Source organism: Amycolatopsis sp. NPDC000009 (assembly GCF_055563465.1).
Map to the genome: position 1 here is coordinate 23,008 of NZ_JBVHDI010000018.1, position 20,910 is coordinate 43,917.

Genomic DNA, 20,910 nt, shown 5'->3' on the forward strand with positions numbered 1-20,910 from the left:
TTTGTCTCATCGGGCGGTCACCGGCAAGGGCGGCCCGGGATACTGTGCGCCATGGCTCGGATCGTTCTGGTGCACGGCATCGCCCAGGAACAGAAGTCCGCGGACACCCTCGAGGCCGAATGGCTGCCCAGTCTGGCGGGCGGCGTCCGCCTCGCCGGTGACTCCGCGCTGGCCGACGCCGTATGGCGCGACGCCCGGCCCGGCGACGCGCGGATGGCCTTCTATGGTGACCTTTTCCGCAAGGACGGCCAGCAGGGTGGCGCGGACGAACTCACCGCGGACGAGTGGGCGCTCGCCGAGATCCTGGCGGCGGAATGGCTCCGGAACGCGGCTTCGTCGGCGTCCCGCGAGACGGACCGGGACCGGGCGAAGGCCGAGTTGGCCCAGCTCGGCGGCCCGGTGGGGGAGACCCAAGGCGTGCGCGCGGCCGCCCGCCCGGTGCTGAACGCGCTGGTGCGGCTGAAGCCGTTCGCGCGGCTCGGGGTCGCGTTCGCCGAACGCGTGGTGGTCAAGGCACTCAAACAGGTGACGCTGTACCTCACCGACGAGACGATCCGGGAACGCGTGCAGGAGCGCGTCGCCGAGCACATCGGACCGGAGACGGAGGTGATCGTCGGGCATTCGCTCGGTTCGGTCGTCGCCTACGAAGCCGCCCATCTGCACGGCCGTCCGCTGCCGCTGCTGCTCACCCTCGGCTCGCCGCTGGGCCTGCGCACGGTGGTGTACGAACGGACCCGTCCGCAGCCGCCGTCCGTCCCGCCCGGCGTCGCGCGCTGGGTGAACCTGGCCGACCGGGACGATCTCGTCGCCGCCCGGCCGGACCTCAGCGGGATGTTCCCCGGCGCCGACGGTGTCCTGGACAGCGGTTACACCGTCGACAACGGGGCGAAACCGCACGAGGCGGCGTTCTACCTCGCGAAGCGCCGCACCGGTGAGGTCCTCTCCCAGGCGTTGACCGGCGGCGGGCAGGCGTAACGCGGCGGTCGACGGCCGAGGGAAGGGTGCGGCCATGCGGGTATCGGCCGAGGTCGGGCACGTGGCTCGCGCGGCGCAGCAGCCGCCCACCGCGGGACCGGGTTTCGGTGGTGATCCCCGTGGTGGACAGCCATTCCACTGCAGGGCTCGACGCGCTCGCGCAGGTCGGCCTCGGCCACCGGACCCACCGCCACCAGAGCACACAGGAGAGCCTGCCGCCCGGAGAACTCACCCGACCTGCGCGGGAGCGCTTAGCGCCTCCTTGGGCTGCCAACCCGGCGGCCCGAACACGAACCCGAGTTTGTCCCGCCACGACTCCGCCGCGCGGACGTCACGCAGGATCGAGCCGTACTCGTGGAAGCCGACCTTGAGCAGGTTGTAGGACTCGACGTTCTTGGTCAGCCCGTAGGTCGGGCGTTTGCCCTCCGGCACGAAACTGCCGAACATCCGGTCCCAGATGATCAGGATGCCGCCGTAGTTCGCGTCCAGGTACTCCTGATCGCTGCCGTGATGCACACGATGGTGTGAAGGCGTGTTGAACACGTACTCGAACCAGCGCGGCAGCTTCCGGATCTTCTCGGTGTGCACGAAGAACTGGTACACGAGGTCGATCGACAGGCCGGTGAGGATCATCCACGGCGGGATGCCCGCGAGGGCGAGGATCGACCAGAACGGCAGCTGGAAGTAGGGGGTCCACTTCTGCCGCAACGCCGTCGAGAAGTTGTAGTGCTCGCTCGAATGGTGCACCTGGTGGCCCGCCCACATGAGCCGGACGCGGTGACTCGCCCGGTGGTAGGCGTAGAAGACGATCTCCTGGCCCAGCAGCATCAAGACCCAGGTCCACCAGTCGTGCGGGCTGAACTTCACCGGCGCCAGCTCGTAGAGCGCGGCGAACACGAACAGCATGGCGATGCGGAAGACACCGTTGATCACCACCGCCACCGCGCCCATGGACATGCTCGTGCGGGTGTCCTTGACGCTGTAGCCGATGACGTTGTCGTCGTGGCCCAGCACGTGCAGCGCGAGGATCTCGATCGCGACGAACAGCAGGAACACCGGTGTCGCCAGCAGCACCGGGTCACTCAGATGGGCAAGAAAATCCGCCACCGCACCTCTCCCTCGTCCGCCCCCGTGATCTGACCATCAGGTAACTTACCTAAGGGTCACTTACCTCAGGGTAAGATAACCGCCGTGACAGAAGCAAGGGCCGTCGGCACGAAGGGGGTGCCCCGCGAAGAGCGGGAGACCCAGATCGTGCGCGCCGGGACGGAGGAATTCGGCAAGAACGGGTACGCCGGGGCGTCGATGGTGGAGATCGCCCGCCGGGTCGGCGTCACGAAACCCTTGCTGTACCAGTACTTCGGCTCGAAGGACGGGCTGTATCTCGCCTGCCTGCACCGGGCGGGGGACAGGCTGACTGAGGGGGTCGCCGAGACGATGGCGGCGGAGGGCGAGCCGCCGGAACGGATGCCGCTCGCGGTGCTCTCGGCCATTTTCGAGACGTTCGACAACGACCGGTACGCCTGGAAGCTGCTCCGCGACCCGACGGTGCCCTCGACGGGTGAGATCGCCGGCGTCGCGATCGACTACCGCTACCGGCTCGACGGGTTCGCGCTGGTCGGCGCCGCCCAGCTGATGCACTCGCGGGGCCTGGACGACGACCGCGACATCGAGGCGATCGCGCAGGTGTGGACCGGTGTGGTCGATTCGCTGATCAGCTGGTGGATCGACCAGCCGGATCAGGACGCCGCGGCGATGATCGAGCGGTGCGCGCGGATCATGCGGAACCTGTTCGGCTGGTGAACGAAAAACCACCCCGCCGGGAGGTCCCGGGCGGGGTGGCTTTCCTCCAGCTCACACTGGATACGGTCGGGGTGCCCGGCGCCGCTCCGGACACCCCGGCCGTGACTCAGGACGCGGCGCTGGATTTGCCGCGCAGCTTGACGTTGGCCGTCGAGGCGTTCTTGATCGCCGTCTCGATCTGCGCCATCGTCGAGGACGAGGACAAGCCCGGAACCGTCGCCGACTTCAGCGCGTAGAGCGTGAAGGTGTAGGGATGGCTGGAGCCGCCGGGGCAGGGACCGAAGTATTTCTGCGAGTTCGCCCCGCTGCCCATGGCCTTCTGCTTGGCGCCGTTCTGGTTCGGGACGGTGTAGCCCGCTCCCAGGCTCTCGGGCAATGAAGCCGTGGACGCCGGGATGTCCCAGATCGCCCAGTGCAGTTTGTTGCCGTTGTTGGCCACGTCGGCGAAGACGATCGCGTAGCCCTTGGCGCCGGTGGTCCCGGCGCCCCACGCCAGCGGCGGGGACGTGTCCTGGCCGGCGGTGCCGTCACCGGCGCAGGTGAACTTGTCCGGGATCGACGCGTTGTCGGCGAACGCGGAACTGGTCAGCTTGAACGCTCCCGGCTGCGAGGCGCCGGGGAACTTCAGCCGGACCACGACGTTGTCGATCCCGCTCGGGGTGCCGCCGTTCTTGTCCGCGTTGGTCGAGGTGACCCACAGGCCGCCGTCCGGGGTCTTGGTGACCGAGCGGAGCCTGCCCCAGCGGCCGGAGAACAGCGACTGCACCGAGCCGACGCCGTTGCCCGCCGCGTTGATCTGGGTGGCGAAGAGCTGCTCGCTCGTGACGGCCGCGACGTAGATCCAGTCGTTGACGATCTCGATCCCGCTCGGCCCGCCGGAACTGGTCGCCCAGGTCTTCTTCGGCGCGACCGTGCCACCGCAGGAGCCACTGGTGCCTTCGCACTGGGGCCAGCCGAAGTTGCCGCCCTTCTGGATCAGGTTCAGCTCGTCGAGCTTGCCGTCACCGAACTCCGAAGCCCACAGCTGGCCGCGGGAGTCCCACGCCAGGCCCTGCGGGTTGCGGTGCCCGAAGCTCCACACGTAGCGGGCGTTGCCGCCGGTGGAGAAGAACGGGTTGTCGCTCGGAGCCGATCCGTCGGGGTTGACCCGCAGGATCTTCCCGTTGAGCGAGCCCTTGTTCTGCGCGGTGTCCTTGTTCTGCCCGTCGCCGACGGTGGCGTACAGCTTGCCGTCCGGGCCGAAGCGCAGCCTTCCACCGTTGTGGTAACGGTTCTTGGCGATCCCGGTGAGCACCGGCGTCGAGGACGAAGACAGCTTTCCGTTGTCGTAGGTCATCTTCACGATCCGGTTGTCGCCGGATGCCGTGTGGTACAGGTAGATCGCGTGATCGGTGGCGTGGTTCGGCGAGATCGCGATACCGAGCAGGCCGCCCTCGCCGTTGGTGCCGACCGCGCCGGGCACTTTGCCGACCGTGGTCTTCTCGCCCGACGGCGTGATCCGCAGGATCTCGAACCGGTCCCGTTCGGTCGCCAGCGCCGTGCCGTCCGGCAGGAAGCCGACCGACCAGGCGAGGTCCGCCTTCGTGATGTCCTTGTCGTACTCGGGAATCCCGCCGCCCGCGGCGCCGCTCGTCTTCGCGGTCAGCGCGTTGCTCGCGGCCGAGGCGTTGCCGTCGAGGTCACGCGCCTTCACCGTGAACGTGTACGACGTGTTCGCCGTCAGTCCGGTCACCGTGGCTTCGAGCGAAGGCGTCGTCGCGACCTTCGTGGTGCCCTGGTACACGTCGTAACCGGCGATGGTGCCGCTGTTGTCCGTGGAAGCGTTCCACGCCAAGGAGACGCTGTTCGCCGTCACCGACGTCGAGCGAAGGTTCCCCGGTACCGTCGGCGGTGTGGTGTCCCCGCTGGGCGGCGTCGTGAACTGGACGACATTGCTTTGCTGCGAAGGGTTTCCGGCCGCGTCGAAGGCGCCGACCGAGATGTCGTAGGCCGTGTTCGGCTGCAGGTTGTCGACGGTCGTGGTGAGTGTGTTCCCGTCGACGCTCTTGAGGACGTTGCCGCCGCGCATGACGTCGTATCGGACCACACCGACGTTGTCGGTCGCGGCCTCCCAGGTGAAGGTGGCGCTGCGGGCCTTGATGTCCTTGGCGGCCAGGTTCTTCGGCGGGGTCGGCGCCTCGGCGTCGAGCACCCCGCTCGCGGTGAGCTTGTCCGCGTTGGGGCCGCCGTTCGCGGTCGTCGCGGTGGTGCGGATCTTGTTGGCCCCGGCGGCCAGGGTGACGTCCTTGGTGACGGTCTTCCAGGTGGCCCACGCCCCGGTACCGGGGAAGGACAGTGTCCCGGCGGCGGTCCCGTTGACGCTCAGGGAGACGGGCCGGTCGATCGTGGTTCCGTTGGCGTAGCGGAAGGTCAGTGTCTGGGTGCCGGCCTGGGCGGCGTTCACCGTGTACTCGACATAGCTGCCGACGACGTTGTCGAAGTTCACGAACCCGGTGCCGGAATAGCCCGCGTGGTTCTTTTCGACAGCGCCTTGGGAGATGGTCGCGGCTTCGGATTCGTGATCGGTCGGTGCCGCGCCGGCGGGCAGAGCCGGCAGGACGGCGAAGGTCATCGTCGTCGCGGCGGCACACGCGAGCAGCGCTCGCCACGGTGGTCGGGGTGCCACTGGAGCCTCCATGCGTGAAGTCGGGGTTCGGGAGGTGCAACGGCGGACCGGGCGAGCCCGGCGGGGGACGTGGAGTTTTAGTTAGGAAACTTTCCTATCTATGGTTCAGATCACACACCAGCGGGTGCTTCGTGTCAATACTTGACCAACATCAACACGGAGAGTCATGCCCCCCTGTCGCATTTAAGTCCTCTGGATGCGGTACTTGCGTGTGCAAGGACCGCATCCAGAGGACTAAATGCGACAGGGGAGGGTGTCGCGGCCAGCGGGACACGTGGCTTCGGCGCCGGCGGGTTGCGAAAGCCACTTTCGCAACCTTGAGCGTTGCGAAAGTGGCTTTCGCAACGTCCTCGGCTGAGGCGGCGACGCCGGAGGGGTGACGTGGTCGCTCGCTCACCCGCGCGCCGACTTCGCGACACGCTCAAGCCTGCGACCACACCCAGCCCACCCGACGCGCGTGAAGGCCCCCTTCCCTCGGCTCAGCCGAGGGAAGGGGGCCTTCACGCGGAGCCAAAAAGCGTCAGCCGGCGATGTCCGCCCGCGCGATCACCTTCGTGATCCGCGCCCGCACCAGCGACTCTTCCGGGACGGCGTTCCGCTTGCCGTAGGCCTCGGCCTTGTCCTCGCCCATGTACCGCCCACCGAGCCTGGTCGCCCATTCGAGCATCTCGTCGAGATCGTTGTGCAGCACGGCTTCGGCGGTGAACTGCACGTACGAGTACGGCGGCTTCTGGTCGTCGACGGCCAGCGACAGCCGCGGATCGCGTCGCAGCGCCTTCCCCTTGAGGGTGTCCGTGCCGGTGGTGAAGATCAGTTCGTCACCGTCCGGCCCCTCGTTCAGCAGGAACCACACCGGCGTCACGATCGCCGCCCCGTTGGCGCGGACCAGGCCGAGCATGCCCGTCCGCGTGCCCTCGCTCGCGAACTCCCACCATTCGTCCCTGCTCATTTCACGCATGAACCAGACGCTACCGCCGTCCACCCCGGTCACCCGTGCGGGGTGAAGGGGACGGCGACTAGCCTGACCTGCTGTGCGAGACGACGAGCTGACCGGGATGGGGCTGGCCGACGAGGGGCTGACCCGCCGCCTCAAGGCGCTGGCCTGCACCGCGCCCTTGCACGACCTCGACGCGCGCAAGGCGAAGCTGGACTGGGCGGACGCCACGATCTACCAGATGGCGGAGATCGCCCTGCACACGATCGACCAGGTCACCGTCTCGATGGACTTCGACACCGGCGCCGACCACGACCAGGTGATCGCGCGGCTGCTGCCGTTCGTGGCGCTCCAGGCGCCCGGCCGGACTCCCGACGAGCACGCCAAGGTCGCCCGGTGGGTCCTCGACAACCTGATCAACGTCGGCACCACCGATCGCGGCTTCCGCCGTGTCTACGGCTCCATCGGCCCCGGCGGCGGCTACCAGCGCCGCCAGTTCGACTTCAAACTGCTCGTCGAGCTGGCCGCGCCCGACGGCGAGGTCTACCTGCGCGCCACCGACGAAGCGATCAACGTGCTCGTCGGCGCGCTCGACACCGACGTCGAGTCCGCCCAGATCGCGGCCGAGGTCAAACTGGAGAACCTGATCAACCGCGGCCGCCTCGCCGACGCCAAGCTCGCGGCGGAACAGGCCCGCTACCGGACGGTCCAGTACGGCGAGACCTTGCGCGCCAAGCTCGACGCCACCCGCCGTGACGTGCGCGCGGTCGACTGGGAGCGCGAGGTCCCGGACCTGCTGGACCAGGCGCTTTCCCATATCGAGTCCCGGTTTCGCGCCGAGAACGCGATCCTCAAGAACATCACCGCGTCGAGGGACGAGACCGAGGACCTCGACCGCAAACGCCGCGCGGCCGAACTCGTCGACATCGTCGGCGACTGCATCCGCCGTCACACCCGGCTCCAGTCACGGCTGGCCGACGCGGGCGCGGTGTTCCGCGCCGAACAGGACCGTCAGCAGTTCTCCGGGCCGCCGCAGCGCGCGACGATCGACCTGTTCGGCCAGCTTCTGATGCCGACGCTGGGCCTGCCGATCGCCGAAGCCGTCGCGCCCGCCGAATCGTTCTTCCACGCCGGCGCCGGGATCTCCCCGCCGACCGTGCCGTCGCTGTCGTCGCTGGTGTCGCTCCTGCTGAGGCCCGCCCCCGAACGCGACCAGCTCGTCGGCGAGATCCCCGAACCCGAACTCATGCCGGCCGAGGTCACCGACAGGTTCGGTGACGAGCAGTGGCGCCTCGCCGACGACCTGCTCGACCTGCCGGAGGTGCCGCGGCGGCTGTCCGGGCTGCTCGAAGAGGCCCGCCGGATCGATCCCGGGCTGCCCGCCCTGGTCGCGTTGCGCGCGGTGCACGCCTACAGTCCCGAGGTCGGCGCGGCGCTCCGGCAGGGGGAGCGCCAGGTGCTGCTGGCCGTCGACGACGGCACGCTGCTCGAAGACCCGGAGTTCGGCGGAGCGGACCTGCTGCTTTCGTCGGCCACGGTCGATCGCCACGAAGAAGAGGAGGAGGTCGCGTGACGACAACCGGGGACGTCGAGTCCGCGGCCAGGCTGGTTTCCTTCGGCATGCGCCCGAAGCAGCTCCCGTCGCGGGATGTCGTGTACGGGGATCTCGTCCGGCGCTACGGCGAGGACAGGGCGTTCAAACAGCTCACGCACGCGGTCGCGGCCGGGCTCGGGCTGATGGTGCTGGAGGTCAACCTCCAGGCCGGTGCCGTGCTGGCGGCGACCGACGAGTCCGTCTTCGAGATCAAGATGGACAGCTACGCGCGGCAGAGCAAGATCCGCGAGCGCAGAGAGACAGAGAAGGTCCTGCACGGGCTCGTCCACCTCGCGACGGCCGCGCTCGGCTACCCGCGCCCGGACGATCTCGCCAACGACACCTACATCGGCCGCGTCAGCGTCGAGCAGGTGGACGCGATGGTGCGGGAGGCCTGCCGGATCCTCGACGAGCGCGCGGCGGAGGCGGAGGCGAACAACGACCCGCTGGCCGACGCGCCCGAACTCGAACAGGCCTGGCGCGCCTACGCCCGGCGTCCGGCGGCGGCGGCGACCAAGGACGGCAGGCTGGCGTCGGACACCACCCGCGGCATGGTCGCGCGCGCCCTGCGCTTCCTCGCCGATCAAGGCTTTCTTGTCCAGGTCAGCGGGGAACAGGGCGGGACCTACCGGACGACACCGCGCTATCAGGTGCAGGTGCGCGAACTCGCCGCCGACGCGGCCTTCGACGACCTGCTGGAACTGAACGTGGTCTCGGTCGCCAACGGCGGCGGGACGTTGCGCGCGGCCGCGTCGGACACGCTTTAACCAAGGGGAGTCGATGTACGAGCTTTCGCGGGTTCGCCTGCACTCGGTGGGCCCGGCGGGCGCGCGGTATCAGGACGTCGTGCTGGACTTCAGCGGCGTCGGCGCGGCCATCACCGCGCCCAAACAGGACGCGCTGTTCAGCGCCGGGATCCACCTCGCCGGCGAAGGGCCGCCGCGGCGCCCGTCTCCGGCGAGTGTGCTGTTCCTGGAGAACGGCGGCGGCAAATCCGTCCTGATCAAGCTGATCTTCTCGGTCATGCTGCCCGGCCGCCGCCAGGTCGTCGGCACGACGAACACCAAGGTGCTGGAGAAGTTCGTCGCCGCCAAGGACGTCTCGCACGTCGTGCTGGAGTGGCTGCAGGTCGAGACCGGCCACCGGGTGATCACCGGCAAGGTGTCGGAATGGCGCGGACACGTGGTGTCGGCCGACTCGGAGAACCTCGTCGATTCCTGGTACTGCTTCCGGCCGACGCCCTCGCTCGATCTGGACTCGCTCCCGCTGACGTCGGACGGCAGGCTCCTGACGATGTCCGGCTTCCACGACCAGCTCGACAAGGTGCACGGCGGCGAACCGGAGCTGGAGCTGTTCTGGACCCGGCGTCACCACGAATGGACGTCCCGGCTCGACGGCCTCGGCCTCGACACCGAGCTTTTCCGGTACCAGCGCGCGATGAACGCCGGTGAGGGCGAGGCGGCCGACGCTTTCGCGTTCAGCACCGACGAGGCGTTCGTCGAGTTCCTGTTGCGCGCGGTGCTTTCGGAGGAGGAGCCGAAAGATCTCGCCGAGGTCGTCGCGACGTATGCGCACAACCTCGCCCAGCGCGGGGATCTGCTGTCGGAACGCGATTTCGTCGCCGGTGCCCTCGACCTGCTCACGCCGCTGGCGGAGGAGGAAGGTGTCGCCGCCGCGTCACGGAAGCTCGCCGACGCGGCCCGCGCCGAGATGAGGACGCTGGCCGGCCAGGTCGCCGCGCGCGACAAGCTGGAGAACGAGCGGCTCAGCGGGCTCGAACAGCACGTCGACGAGGTGAAGTCCGCGGAGAAACTGGCCGAGGGCGACCACCGCCGGCTCACCGCCGGAGTCACCGAACTCCGCCGCCTGGTCGGGAAACTGCGGCTCGAGGAGGCGCAGGAGAGCAAGAAGCGGATCGACGGCGAACTGGCCGAGGCCAAGACCGCCGCCGAGGCCTGGCGTGAATGCGCGACCGTGCTCAACCACCTCAACGCCTCTCGCAAGGCCCGCGATTTCCGGGAACTGGTGGGGAATCGCGAGCAGAAGGCGCAGCCCGCCCTGCAGGCGCGCAACGCCGCCGCGGGCGCGCTCGCACGGGGGCTGCTGGCGCTGGCCAAGAATGCCACCGAGCAGGCGGCGAAGGCCGAAGCCCATGTCGGTGCCCTGCGTGCCGAGGCGGAGAAGGCTCAGGCGGAACGCGACGAGTCGGCGAACCTCGCGGCCTCGCGCCGTGCGGAGGCCCGCGGGCTGGGCGCGCGGATCGCCGAAATCCGTGAGGAGATCGCGGAAACCGTCCGGTCCGGCGCGCTCAAGGCCGGTGCCGACGTCGCCGAAGCGGCGCGCGCGGCCAGGACGGACGCCGAGGAGAGCGCCGCGGAACTCGTCCGGCGCGAACAGGAACTCGAACGCGTCGCCGAAGATCTGCGGTCCGCGCAAGCCACCGTCAACGACGCGCACCGCCTCGCGGGGTCCACAAAGGACCGTCTGGAGCGCGCGGCCGACGAACTCGACCGGGCGAACCGGCGTACCGACGCGCTCGCCGTCGAACCGCGGCTGAGTGAACTCCTCGGCGCGGACGACGTCACGCTGGAGACGGACCTCCCGGTGTTGCTGGAGCGTCTGCGCGAGGCGGGTTCGGCCGCGGAGAAGGAACAGACCGCGCTGCGGATGGAGGAATCCGTCGACGAGCGCGCGCTGAACGCGCTCGGTTCGGGTGGCCTCCTGCCCGCCACCGAAGAGGTCCAGGCCGCTTTGGACGCGCTGGAAGCCGCCGGGATGAACGCGTGGTCCGGCTGGCGTTACCTGTCTACTTTGGACAAGAAGCGGCGGGCGGCCGTGCTGGCCCGCGCGCCTCAGCTCGTCTCGGGGATCCTGCTCAACGAGCCGGAGCAGGTGCGGCTCGCCGAGAAGGTCCTGGCGGAGCGGCGTCTGCTGCCCACCACGATCATCCCGGTCGCGACGACCGAGGCCACCACGACCGAGCGCTTGCCGGGTGAGGCGGGGATCGAGTTCCTCGTGCCGCCCAATCCGGCGATGTACGACGAGGAGGCCGCCGACGCCGAGCGCGAGGCCATCGCGCTCCGGCACGCGGAACGTCAGCGACGGCTGGAAGCGCTGGCGACGTCGCTGGCCGACGACAGCGCCCTGTCCTGGAAGCTCAAGACCTGGCGCGAGGACTACCCGCCCGGCAGCATCGCGACTCTGGCGGAACAGCTCCAGAACGCGCGCACCGCCCACGAAACCGCGCAGACCGCGTTGGAGCAGGCGGAGAAGGAGTTCCAGCGCCTCGGCGAGAAGGCGGCCGGGCTCCGGGAACGGGTTCCCGAGCTGCGCGCGGCTTCGGCCGAGGCGGGGGAGCGGGCCCGCGGGCTCGAAACGCTCGCCGCGCGCGCCGCGAAGATTCCCGAGTGGACGGACGACGTCGAACGCGCGACCGAGACCGCCGAGCGGGCCGAGACGACGGCGTCCGAAGCGGCGGCGAAGGCGTCCCGGCTGCGTGAGCAGGCGAGCGAGGAGCAACGCACCGCCGACGGGCACCGGCGCACGGCGACGACCGCGAAGGCGGAGCTGGCCGAGGTGCCGGGGTCGAGTGACGTCACCGAAAACGACCCCGTGCCCACCGAACCGGTGGACGCGTTGCGGCGGACTTTCGCGTCGGCTTCCGAGGCGTACGCGAAGGTCGAGGTCGGCAGCGACCTCCGTGCCGAACTCGACCAGGCCGAGAGTGTCGAGGCGTCCGCGCGGGCGGCCGTGGCGGCGCTGGACGACGCCGTCCGCGAGCGGGCCTCGGCGTTGCTGGAGACACCGGACGGCTCCGACGCTTCGGCGCGGGCGGCGGCGCAGGCGCGGGCGAACCGCGCGGTCGCGGTGCTGGAGGAAGAGCGCACCGAGATCGTCGGGCTCGTCGCGACCCGAAAGGCTGAACTGAACCAGCTGCCGGAACAGCCGTCCGCGATCGCTTCCGACGCGCGGCCGAAGGACATCGAGCACGGCCTGGAACTGATCGACGAGGCGAGTCTCGAAGTGTCCGCCGCCGCGCGGAAATGGGAGGAACTGCAGGAGCGCCGCGCCGCGGCCGAAGCGACGCTCGAGTCCGCGAAGACCTCCGCGTCGGGATTCGGCCTGCTGGCCGAATCCATGGCGCACCTTTTGACGAAAGAGGACGACGCGGCGGCGTTCGAGGGCGACGTCGAATCCGCGCGCGCCAAGCACTCCCGGCTCAACACCTCGCTCACCGAGGCGCAGGACGCCGCCGACGCGGGTGACCGCCGGGTGCGGGCCGCGGCCGACCAGCTGGCGCAGTACGCCACCGACAAGCGGTTCGAGAAGCTCAGCACACCGGTGCGGCAGCAGGTGATCTCGGTCCGCCGCGATCAGCTGCCCGCCCACGCCGCGGAATGGGCGGAGGCGCTGCGGCCCCGGCTGCGCACGCTCACCGACGATCTCGCGCAGATCGACCGTCACCGCGGCGGCATCATCACCCGCCTGCAGGGCATGGTCGACGGCGCGCTGCGCACTCTCCGTGCGGCACAACGGGTTTCGCGGCTGCCGGACGGCCTCGGCGACTGGTCGGGCCAGGAGTTCCTGCGGATCCGCTTCACCGAACTCGAGGAGAACGTGCTCGCCGAGAAACTGGGCGAGGTCGTCGACGAGGCCGCGGTGGGCAAGACCTCCGACGGCCGGGATGTCAAGCGGGACGGGCTTTCGCTCGTGCTGCGCGGTGTGCAGGCCGCCGCTCCCAAGGGTTTCCGGGTCGACATGCTGAAACCGGACTCCGTGCTGCGGACCGAACGTCAGCGGGTCTCCGAGATCCGGGACGTGTTCTCCGGCGGGCAGCAGCTGACCGCGGCGATCATCCTTTACTGCACCCTGGCGGCGCTGCGGGCGAACAACCGCGGCAAGGCGCGCAACCGGCATTCCGGCGTGCTGTTCCTCGACAACCCGATCGGCCGCGCGTCGGCGGGCTATCTGCTGGAACTGCAGCGCGCGGTCGCGGAGGCGCTGGGCGTCCAGCTCATCTACACCACCGGCCTGTTCGACGCCGGCGCGCTGAGCGAGTTCCCGCTGATCGTGCGGCTGCGCAACGACGCGGACCTGCGGGCGGGCCGCAAGTACCTGTCCGTCGACGCGACGATCCGGAACGCGACCGACGAACTCGGCGAGCCGGACGGCGTCGCGCGGCTCTCGGCGACGCGGCTGTTCACGCGGCCGTCGGACGAGCCGGAGCCGGAGGAGGAGACGGCCTGACGAGAGGGGTGGCACACGGTGCCACCTGGCGCTACCATGGGGCCATGAGCGTTCAGCACGAGATCTCCCAGCGTGATCTCCGGAACCGGTCCGGCGAGATCATGGACGCGGTCGAGCACGGGGAGACTTTCACTGTGACCCGCAGCGGTTCGCCCATCGCCCAGCTGGTCCCGCTGTGTCGCCGTCACGCCGTTTCCCGGGACCAGTTCGCCACCGGCTCGGCCAACGCTCCGCTCATCGACCCGGACAGGTTCCACGCGGACCTCGACGACGCTTTCGAGGGGGAGGCGGAAGATCCCTATGGCCGCTGAGGTCCACGGCCTGCTCGACACGAACATCCTCATCCTCCGGCGGACGATCGACCACGCCCAGCTGCCGGACCTGATGTCGATCAGCACGATCACGCTCGCCGAACTGTCCGCCGGACCGCATTACGCCGCTGACCCGGCCGAACGAGCCCGGCGCACGGATCTTCTGCAACGGGTGGAATCGGAATTCGACCCACTGCCGTTCGGTACCGAGGCGGCGCGGATCTTCGGCCGGGTGTCGGCTTCCGTGCTCGCGATGGGCAGGACGCCCCGGCGGCGGGTGGCCGATCTGATGATCGCCAGCGTGGCCATCGCGCACCGGATGCCCTTGTACACCACCAATCCGCAGGATTTCGAAGGCTTGAAGGAACTCCTCGAGGTCGTTCCCGTCACCCGGCAGGCTTGAGGTCTTCCCGCGTCGAGGCCCGGTACTGCCCAGGAGCCTGACAGCGAGCGCGGCGGAAGGCGCGGCTGAACGCGTACACCGACGTGTAGCCGACCGAACGCGCGATGGTGTCCACCGTGTCGCCGGTGTCGCGCAGCCGGACGGCGGCCAGGTCCATCCGCCACCGGGTCAGGTACTCGCCGGGTGTCCGGCCGGTGGTTTCGCGGAAGCGGCGGGTCAGCGTGCTGCGCGAGGTCGCCAGTTCCGCCGCGAGCAGGTCGGTGGTCCACGGTTTCGCCGGGTCCTCGTGGATCTTCGCCAGTGCCACGCTGATCAGCGGATCGCCGAGGACACCGAGCCAGGTTCCCCGCGCCTCGGCTGGTTTCTCTGTCCGCCACGCGCGCAGCAGTTGGACCAGGAGGATGTCGACGAGCCGGTTGAGCACGAACTCGGTGGCGATCTGCGGGGAGGCCAGTTCCCGCGACAACAGCCGGACGGTGTCGTCCAGCCCGCCGCCGACGTGGTTCGCGCGGATGTGCACCAGCTCCGGCAGGGTGGCCAGCACCTGGGTGGACACCGCCGGGTCGTAGTCGTAGGACGCGCCGAGGACATGCGTCTCCACGTCTCCGGAGCCGAGGCGCAGGACGCCACCGCAGTCCCGTGCCTTCTCGGCCGCCGTGCACAGATTGGGAATGATCGCGACGTCCGGGGCGCTGCGCAGAGTGTGCTCCGGGCCGTTCGGCAACAGGACGACGTCGCCGGGCATGAGCTGCCGCGGCGGGTGCCCGGCCAGTTCCAGCCAGGCCGTGCCGCAGGTGATGGCGTAGAAGGCGGCGCGGGTGATGCCGTGCCAGAGGATGCCCCACGGTCCGGACGCCTCGATCCGCGCGCCGGCGGTGCCGCGGACTCCGCCCACGGCGAGCGCTTCGGCCAACAGGTCCATGACATCGAGGATAGTGCGACAAACGGATATGTTCATGGCATTCTCGGCCATCGATACAGTCACCGAGCGCGTCATACGATCGAGGTCATGACTGACACGTTCGACTTCGACCAGATCAATCGCACCGTGATCGCCGAGTTCCGCGAGACCGGCGGCAAGGCGGGCGGCATGTTCGAGGGGTACCCGCTGGTCCTCGTCCACCACACCGGCGCGAAGTCCGGCACGCAGCGCATCGCGCCGCTCGTCCCGCTTCTCGAAGGCGACCGGATCTACATCTTCGCGAGCAAGGGCGGCGCCGACGACAACCCGGCGTGGTTCCACAACCTGGTGGCCAACCCGGACACCAAGGTCGAACTCGGCACCGAGACCTTCCCGGTCCGCGCGCGGGTGCTCGCCGGTGCCGAACGCGACGAGGTCTACGCCAGGCAGTCCGCCGTCCAGCCGCAGTTCGCCGACTACCAGGCCAAGACCAGCCGGGTCATCCCGGTCTTCGAGCTGGAGCGGGTCTAGCGCGCCTCGTGAGTGGTGAGGGCGGTTCTGGCCGGGTACCTACTGGCTTCCGTCCGGAGCCGGTGTCGCGAAAGCCACTTCGGGACATCAGACGTCTCGAAAGTGGCTTTCGCGACATGCTCACCAGGACGGTGCCGGGGCCGGACCCGGCCAACGTTGCGAAAGCCACTTTCGCAACGTTGAAGGTTGCGAAAGTGGCTTTCGCAACCCAGTCAAGCCCGCCACCCAGCCGAACCCCGGTACCGAGCGGGTCTGGTCTCGTGAGTGGTTAGGGCGGTTCTAACCGTCCTAACCACTCACGAGGCTCGCCACTCGGTGCCAGTGGTGGGCCGGCGCGAGTCCGTGAAGGCCTCCTTGAGGGACTCTGGGTCTCTCAAGGAGGCCTTCACGGACCGAGACCGGATCACGAGGTCGGAGGAACGGCCATACCGCGCAGGTTGAACCGGATGCCGAACCGTTCCGCGATCCCGGGCACGGTGATTTCGGTGATCAGGGTCCCGGTGGCGCGGTCGAACCGCTTGATCTTGACGGGGGTCTCGCCGTCGAACCTCTCCTGGATCAGGGTGATCGACCGGTCCGTGAAGCTCGCCTGGCTGGACGAATCGCTGTCCGAGGTGAACCCGGTGCCGAACCGTGGCACGGTGACCCCGGAGGCGATTCCGGTGCTCATGATCCGGCCGTCGGCGGCGAGCCATTCGAGATGGCCTTCCCGCACGGCCTTGGCGTCGTACGTCTTCTGGGAGAACGTCTCGGGGGCGACCAGTTTCTCGGTGATGGGGCGTCCCTCGGCGTCCACGAGGGGCTGTTCGGTGTACTCGCCGTTGCCGGTGTTCCACGAAACGACGGTCGTCCGGGGTTTGCCGTCGGCGTCGGTGTAATCGGAAAGGAACGTGATGACACCGTCGTGACAGGGCACGTGACGGTTGTGGTCTCCAGCGTCGAAGACTCCTCGCCAGGCGAGGACCTTTTCCTTTCCTCCGGTCGCCGGGTACAGCTGGGAAAGCAGTTCCGGCTGCGCACTGGGATCGACCTTCGAGCGCATACCGGGAATATCGGCCGAAGCGGCGGAATGAGCTCCAGCATCGGTGGCGATTCCATTCAGGACATCGCCGCACAACGCGTTCATGAAGTAGTTTCCTTCGACCCGGTAGAGCTGTGAACCGGTCGAAGTGGAGACGGCCACCTGGTTGGTGTACCCGGATTCGGAAAAGCCTTCGTTGTAGACCGAGACGAAACCCTTGTCGCCGGGCAGCGCGAAAGCCGACTGCTGATGCCCTGCCTTCTTGTTTTCGAAGCTGACCAGACCGTCCTTGCCGAGGATGTAGTCGCGGGTGTCGTCGCTGAAGAACAGCCCGGTCTCCGACCACGCGATATGCGATTCGGTCATGCCGCTGGTCTCGATCAGCCGTGTGCCGCCGTCCGCCCGCACCAGGACCAGATAGGCGGGCTGCCGCTTTTCCGCCGGGTTGTCGGCGGAGGTGTCCGGGCTGAGGTAGAACGCGACGACGGTTTCGCCGAGCTTCACCACGGCGGGATCGGCGATGTCCGCCTCTGCTCCGCCGTCCGGCGAACTGCAGGCCGTCACGGCCAGGAGTGCGCAGGCGGCGAGCGCGGCGAGTCGGGGAAGGCGCACCGGGGCGAGTCCTTTCGGACGGTGGATGGTGCGGCCCGCGCCCGGCAGGCCGCACCGCCCATCGGATGTCGTTACTTGATGGTCTCGTAGACGTCGGTGCTGCCGTCATCCTTGATGTTGTCGGGGTAGACGCCCAGCCCGCCGTTGCTGTCCAGGTCGATGTCGACGGAATCCTTGTAGGCCTTCCACACCAGCTCGGAGCAGTTCAGCTTCCCGTTGTCGTTGTACTTGTTGTTCGCGAAGTCCGTGTCGTAGCCCAGGCCGCGGAACTTGTTGTAGGCGTGGTTGGCCGCCTTGTCGCGGCTGGACTGCTTGGCCTTGACGGACATCTTGTAGATGGGGCCGCACTTTTTCAGCGTGGACGCCGTGACGGACTTGCTCTTCTCGCCCTTGCCGGGTGCTTCCACGATCGTCTTCGTCGTGTAGTAGATGCCGACGTGGTTGTGCTTGAAAACGGAGGTCTTGGCGTAGGAGTGGAAAACGTCTCCCTTGTTCTTCGCGTTTCCGACCGTCTTCTTCGTCTTGCAGGCACCGTCGTCGGACGAAGCGATTCCGATCTCGCTCGACGTCGCCGTTTCCGCGGCCTGGGCGGGCGCGGCGAGCAGGCCGAACATCGCCGTTCCCGCCATTACCGCGGTCGCGGCGGAGGAGGTGATGATTCTTCCGAATTTGGACATGGATTTCCCCACTCTTTCAACCAGTGGACAGCGGTACCCGGCGCGATCGCGCACAGGAATTCGGGGCCCGGTCCGTTGACGGAATCGAAAGTAACGGGTTCGAAGAGCCGTGGGAGTCCGGTGAACGCCTGACAGCCCGGACGGCTGTCGTTCAGTTCGAGGTGACGAGGTAGCCGATCACCGCGGTCTCCAGGACGAGCACCAGCACCAGGATCACCACGAGCCCCAGGTTGCGTTCCCAGCGTGAACGATCGGGCTCGGTCACTGTGGGTTGCTCCTTCTGTGCTCTGGGTGTTCAGCGATGGTCAGCGTCGGTACTTTTCCCACCAGAAGTATCGGTATCCCGTACGGCCCCGGCAAGTCACCGGTAACCTCCCGCGCATGGCGGGTTCGGGAGAGGCGCATCGGTTGATCGGATGGACCGGCGACCAGGGACTGCCGTCCGACGTCGGCCGGTCCGACGTGAGCACCTGTTCCGGAGCCCTCGAACGCGACGATCCGACGAGCCTGGTTCGCGTCCGGCTCGCGCCGGTGGTCCATGAGTAGCCCCGGCGCGAAGACCTACGCGAAACCGGACACCGGGTTCGCGTGGCTGCGGATGTTCGGGGCGATTCTGGTCGTCTTCGAGCACTGCTTCCCGATCATCGAACCGACCCGGATCACCAGCCTGCCGGCGAGCTGGAACATCTCGCTGGGGTACTTCGCGCTCATGGGGTTCTTCGCCATGAGCGGCTACCAGATCGCGGACAGCTGGCGGCGGGACTCCTCGTGGTGGCGTTACCTGCTCAAGCGGGTGCTGCGGATCTGGCCGCCGCTGCTGTTCGTGGTCATGGTGACCGCGTTCGTGATCGGGCCACTGGTCACGGTGCTCAGCCCGCGCGAGTACTGGGGGAATCACGACACCTGGGGCTACGTCGTGCACAACGCGATGCTGTACCCGTTGCAGCATCTGCTCCCGGGCGTGTTCACCGAGAACCCGTACCCGTACTCCGCGAACGGTTCGATCTGGACGCTCCCGATGGAGACCACCGGATATCTGATCGTGCTCGTCATCGGCCTGGTGGGCGGCCTCGCGCGCGGCCGGATCGTCCTGGTCCCGTTGCTGCTGGCGTTCATGGTGGCCGACGGGATGATCGGGGCCTCGGTGGGTTTTCATGGCGACGCGGGCTCGTTGTTCAGCGTGCCGCTGGGCTCGATGGTGGCGTTCCTGGTGGCGTTCGTCCTCGGCATGCTGCTGCACAGCTACCGGGACCTGATCCCGTTGCGCCCGGCCGTCGCGTACGCGCTGGTGGCGCTCTACCTCGTCGCGAACTTCACCCCGCCCATCGAACCCGCGACGCGTTTCATCCTGCCCATCGCTGCGGGCTACGGCGCGATCACCTGGGCGTACCACTGGCCGCGCCGGCTGGAGGGCTACGACCAGTGGGTCTATCCCAGTTACGGGATGTACGTGTGGGGCATGCCGGTGCAGCAGCTGTACACCCTCGCCGGGGTGCGCGATTCGTACCTGCTGATCGTGCTCGCGGTGCCCACCGCCTACGTCTGCGGGCTGGTGTCCTGGCGGCTGATCGAACGGCCGACCCAGAAGCTGCGCGTCTACCTCCGGGCGCCGGACGAACCCCGGTCCGGCAACGGAAGACCCGCGCCGCACCCGGACGCCGAGATCACCCAGGTGATTCCTGCTGTCGCTCCCGCGCCGCCGCATCCGGACACCGAGATCACCCAGGTGATTCCCGCCGTCGCTCCCGCGCGGCCGCCGCACCCGCGGGCACGGCATCCGCAGGTCGCTCGCTTCGAGCCGCGGCCAGGGGCACCGGTGCCGCGAGTGGCCCACGGCCGGGAGCGCCGGAACTGAGCAGCTCCGAACCGGGGTTTTGTCGGACCCCGGTGGTAGAACCGATCCGTGACCCCCAAGATCGACACCGCGCAGCGCCGCGCCCGCCTCGCGACGCGGCATCGCCTCGCCACGCCCGCCGAGTCGGTGCACGCCGCCGCGGACGCGGTCGTCGCGCTGCACGCCACGGACCCGGCGTCGGTGCACCTGTCGGCGTGGGCGCGGGTGAAGGGCGACGGCGTCGCCGAGCTGGAAAACGCGCTCTACGAAGAACGAACGCTGATCCGGATGCTCGGCATGCGCCGCACGGTCTTCGTCCTCGGACACGAGAACGCGGCGCTCGTGCAGGCCGCCTGTTCCGCCGACATCGCCAAGAAACAGCGTCGCCTGCTCGAACAGCACCTCGGCACGCAGGGGCACCCGGAGAACGTGTCTGAGCCGGAGCGCTGGCTCGCCGAGGTCGAGGACGCGACCGAGCGTGCGCTGAAGGCCAGGGGAGCGGCGACGGCGCAACAGCTGTCCGAGGACGAGCCGCGGCTCAAACAGCAGCTGCTGATGGCGAAGGGCAAGCCGTACGAGGCGATCGCCAACGTCACCAGCCGGGTCCTGTTCCAGCTCGCGGTCGACGGCCGTATCGTGCGCGGCCGCCCGCGCGGCAGCTGGATCAGCAGCCAGTACCACTGGGCGCCGATGGCGGGCTGGCTGCCGCGGGGCCTCGCCGAATGGGATGCCGACGCCGCCCGCGTCGAGCTCGCCCGAAGGTGGCTCTACGCCTACGGCCCGGCCCCGATCGCCGACCTCCGCTGGTGGACAGGCTGGACGGCGGGCCAGACGAAGAAGGCACTCGCGGAGATTCAACCGGTCGAGGTCGACCTCGACGGTGTTCCCGGCGTGGTGCTCGCCGACGATCTGGAGCCGATCGCGGAGCCCGGGCCCTGGGTCGCGCTGCTCCCGTCGCTCGATCCGACGTCGATGGGCTGGATCGAGCGGGACTGGTACCTCGGCCCGCACAAGGCGCCGCTGTTCGACGGCACCGGGAACATCGGGCCCACCGTCTGGGCGGGCGGCCGCATCGTCGGCGGCTGGGCGCAGCGCCCGGACGGCGAGATCGTCCATCACTTCCTGGAGGACGTCGGCGCGGACGTCGAGCGGGCCGTCGAAGCGGAGGCGAACCACCTGGCCGAGTGGTTCGGAGAGGTGCGAGTCACGCCACGGATGCGGACACCGCTGGAGCGACGGCTAGCACAGGGAAGCTGAGAGTTTCCCCAAGACGGCCTGGTAGCGATGGTCTTAATCGATTCTTGACCTGACCCACCGAGTGGTGGAAGTCTCGTCAGGGCAAAGAGGGTCGCCCGAGCACGCACGCTAGGGTTGCGCCCGAGTAAAGGACGTCTTACCGGGG

At 68.8% G+C, this 20,910-nt stretch carries 17 protein-coding genes; 11 read left to right on the top strand and 6 right to left on the bottom strand.

Features of this window, described 5'->3' with window-relative positions; translation table 11 throughout:
• Window positions 1–51 precede the first annotated feature (51 nt).
• Entirely contained in the window at window positions 52–975 is a 924-nt protein-coding gene (locus tag ACZ3HL_RS33925; protein ID WP_465412338.1) for a hypothetical protein, read from the top strand.
• 228 nt (window positions 976–1,203) lie between these two features.
• Here ACZ3HL_RS33925 and ACZ3HL_RS33930 read toward each other — a convergent pair whose 3' ends face one another.
• Window positions 1,204–2,082 (bottom strand): sterol desaturase family protein, encoded by an 879-nt coding sequence (locus ACZ3HL_RS33930; protein WP_465412339.1) that lies wholly within the window; start codon window positions 2,080–2,082, stop codon window positions 1,204–1,206.
• A gap of 84 nt (window positions 2,083–2,166) precedes the next feature.
• Here ACZ3HL_RS33930 and ACZ3HL_RS33935 point away from each other — a divergent pair, with 84 nt between their 5' ends.
• Window positions 2,167–2,778, top strand: coding sequence for a TetR/AcrR family transcriptional regulator (locus ACZ3HL_RS33935; RefSeq protein WP_465535403.1), 612 nt, complete (start codon window positions 2,167–2,169; stop codon window positions 2,776–2,778).
• A 106-nt stretch (window positions 2,779–2,884) separates the two neighbouring features.
• On the opposite strand, the gene ACZ3HL_RS33940 is transcribed toward ACZ3HL_RS33935, so the two are convergent.
• Together ACZ3HL_RS33940 and ACZ3HL_RS33945 are read right to left on the bottom strand one after the other, a co-directional pair.
• Complete coding sequence (locus ACZ3HL_RS33940) at window positions 2,885–5,389, bottom strand: PQQ-dependent sugar dehydrogenase (RefSeq protein WP_465535494.1); 2,505 nt, start codon at window positions 5,387–5,389, stop codon at window positions 2,885–2,887.
• Between the two features lie 574 nt (window positions 5,390–5,963).
• A complete protein-coding gene (locus ACZ3HL_RS33945; RefSeq protein ID WP_465412341.1) occupies window positions 5,964–6,401 on the bottom strand; it encodes a PPOX class F420-dependent oxidoreductase in 438 nt (145 codons plus the stop codon).
• Window positions 6,402–6,498: 97 nt separating this feature from the next.
• On the opposite strand from ACZ3HL_RS33945, the gene ACZ3HL_RS33950 reads away from it, so the two are divergent.
• From ACZ3HL_RS33950 to ACZ3HL_RS33970, 5 genes are read left to right on the top strand one after another with little or no spacing between them, the layout of a single operon-like run.
• A complete protein-coding gene (locus ACZ3HL_RS33950) occupies window positions 6,499–7,950 on the top strand; it encodes a hypothetical protein (RefSeq protein ID WP_465412525.1) in 1,452 nt (483 codons plus the stop codon).
• A gap of 47 nt (window positions 7,951–7,997) precedes the next feature.
• Window positions 7,998–8,738: a hypothetical protein gene (locus tag ACZ3HL_RS33955; protein WP_046199931.1), complete on the top strand. Its 741-nt coding sequence runs from the start codon at window positions 7,998–8,000 to the stop codon at window positions 8,736–8,738.
• A 13-nt stretch (window positions 8,739–8,751) separates the two neighbouring features.
• Window positions 8,752–13,218: a coiled-coil domain-containing protein gene (locus ACZ3HL_RS33960; protein WP_465535404.1), complete on the top strand. Its 4,467-nt coding sequence runs from the start codon at window positions 8,752–8,754 to the stop codon at window positions 13,216–13,218.
• A gap of 44 nt (window positions 13,219–13,262) precedes the next feature.
• Entirely contained in the window at window positions 13,263–13,529 is a 267-nt protein-coding gene (locus tag ACZ3HL_RS33965) for a type II toxin-antitoxin system Phd/YefM family antitoxin (protein WP_465412343.1), read from the top strand.
• A complete protein-coding gene (locus ACZ3HL_RS33970; protein ID WP_465412344.1) occupies window positions 13,519–13,932 on the top strand; it encodes a PIN domain-containing protein in 414 nt (137 codons plus the stop codon). Before ACZ3HL_RS33965 ends, ACZ3HL_RS33970 begins: the two co-directional genes overlap by 11 nt.
• Here the strand turns inward: ACZ3HL_RS33970 and ACZ3HL_RS33975 are convergent.
• Entirely contained in the window at window positions 13,916–14,854 is a 939-nt protein-coding gene (locus tag ACZ3HL_RS33975; protein ID WP_465535405.1) for an AraC family transcriptional regulator, read from the bottom strand. The genes ACZ3HL_RS33970 and ACZ3HL_RS33975 overlap by 17 nt on opposite strands.
• A gap of 87 nt (window positions 14,855–14,941) precedes the next feature.
• Here ACZ3HL_RS33975 and ACZ3HL_RS33980 point away from each other — a divergent pair, with 87 nt between their 5' ends.
• Window positions 14,942–15,364, top strand: a complete 423-nt coding sequence (locus tag ACZ3HL_RS33980; RefSeq protein ID WP_465535406.1) for a nitroreductase family deazaflavin-dependent oxidoreductase — start codon at window positions 14,942–14,944, stop codon at window positions 15,362–15,364.
• Between the two features lie 403 nt (window positions 15,365–15,767).
• Here the strand turns inward: ACZ3HL_RS33980 and ACZ3HL_RS33985 are convergent, their stop codons facing one another.
• Together ACZ3HL_RS33985 and ACZ3HL_RS33990 are read right to left on the bottom strand one after the other, a co-directional pair.
• A complete protein-coding gene (locus ACZ3HL_RS33985) occupies window positions 15,768–16,997 on the bottom strand; it encodes a hypothetical protein (RefSeq protein ID WP_465535407.1) in 1,230 nt (409 codons plus the stop codon).
• Between the two features lie 71 nt (window positions 16,998–17,068).
• On the bottom strand, window positions 17,069–17,674 hold the full coding sequence (locus ACZ3HL_RS33990) for a hypothetical protein (protein WP_465535408.1): 606 nt from the start codon (window positions 17,672–17,674) through the stop codon (window positions 17,069–17,071).
• A 381-nt stretch (window positions 17,675–18,055) separates the two neighbouring features.
• On the opposite strand from ACZ3HL_RS33990, the gene ACZ3HL_RS33995 reads away from it, so the two are divergent.
• The 3 genes from ACZ3HL_RS33995 to ACZ3HL_RS34005 are packed head-to-tail and all read left to right on the top strand — an operon-like array spanning window position 18,056 to window position 20,765.
• Window positions 18,056–18,220: a hypothetical protein gene (locus tag ACZ3HL_RS33995; protein WP_465412349.1), complete on the top strand. Its 165-nt coding sequence runs from the start codon at window positions 18,056–18,058 to the stop codon at window positions 18,218–18,220.
• A complete protein-coding gene (locus ACZ3HL_RS34000; protein ID WP_465412350.1) occupies window positions 18,213–19,529 on the top strand; it encodes an acyltransferase family protein in 1,317 nt (438 codons plus the stop codon). Before ACZ3HL_RS33995 ends, ACZ3HL_RS34000 begins: the two co-directional genes overlap by 8 nt.
• A 48-nt stretch (window positions 19,530–19,577) precedes the next feature.
• Window positions 19,578–20,765, top strand: coding sequence for a winged helix DNA-binding domain-containing protein (locus tag ACZ3HL_RS34005; protein WP_465535409.1), 1,188 nt, complete (start codon window positions 19,578–19,580; stop codon window positions 20,763–20,765).
• Window positions 20,766–20,910: the final 145 nt, after the last annotated feature.

Bases quoted from the DNA above. Each gene is read 5' to 3' on its own strand.
- ACZ3HL_RS33950 (WP_465412525.1), top strand. From the start codon at position 6,499: ATGGGGCTGGCCGACGAGGGGCTGACCCGCCGCCTCAAGGCGCTGGCC.
- ACZ3HL_RS33965 (WP_465412343.1), top strand. From the start codon at position 13,263: ATGAGCGTTCAGCACGAGATCTCCCAGCGTGATCTCCGGAACCGGTCC.
- ACZ3HL_RS33940 (WP_465535494.1), bottom strand. From the start codon at position 5,389: ATGACCTTCGCCGTCCTGCCGGCTCTGCCCGCCGGCGCGGCACCGACC.
- ACZ3HL_RS33960 (WP_465535404.1), top strand. From the start codon at position 8,752: ATGTACGAGCTTTCGCGGGTTCGCCTGCACTCGGTGGGCCCGGCGGGC.
- ACZ3HL_RS33995 (WP_465412349.1), top strand. From the start codon at position 18,056: ATGGCGGGTTCGGGAGAGGCGCATCGGTTGATCGGATGGACCGGCGAC.
- ACZ3HL_RS33970 (WP_465412344.1), top strand. From the start codon at position 13,519: ATGGCCGCTGAGGTCCACGGCCTGCTCGACACGAACATCCTCATCCTC.
- ACZ3HL_RS33955 (WP_046199931.1), top strand. From the start codon at position 7,998: ATGCGCCCGAAGCAGCTCCCGTCGCGGGATGTCGTGTACGGGGATCTC.
- ACZ3HL_RS33990 (WP_465535408.1), bottom strand. From the start codon at position 17,674: ATGTCCAAATTCGGAAGAATCATCACCTCCTCCGCCGCGACCGCGGTA.
- ACZ3HL_RS33945 (WP_465412341.1), bottom strand. From the start codon at position 6,401: ATGCGTGAAATGAGCAGGGACGAATGGTGGGAGTTCGCGAGCGAGGGC.
- ACZ3HL_RS34000 (WP_465412350.1), top strand. From the start codon at position 18,213: ATGAGTAGCCCCGGCGCGAAGACCTACGCGAAACCGGACACCGGGTTC.
- ACZ3HL_RS33975 (WP_465535405.1), bottom strand. From the start codon at position 14,854: ATGGACCTGTTGGCCGAAGCGCTCGCCGTGGGCGGAGTCCGCGGCACC.
- ACZ3HL_RS33980 (WP_465535406.1), top strand. From the start codon at position 14,942: ATGACTGACACGTTCGACTTCGACCAGATCAATCGCACCGTGATCGCC.
- ACZ3HL_RS33925 (WP_465412338.1), top strand. From the start codon at position 52: ATGGCTCGGATCGTTCTGGTGCACGGCATCGCCCAGGAACAGAAGTCC.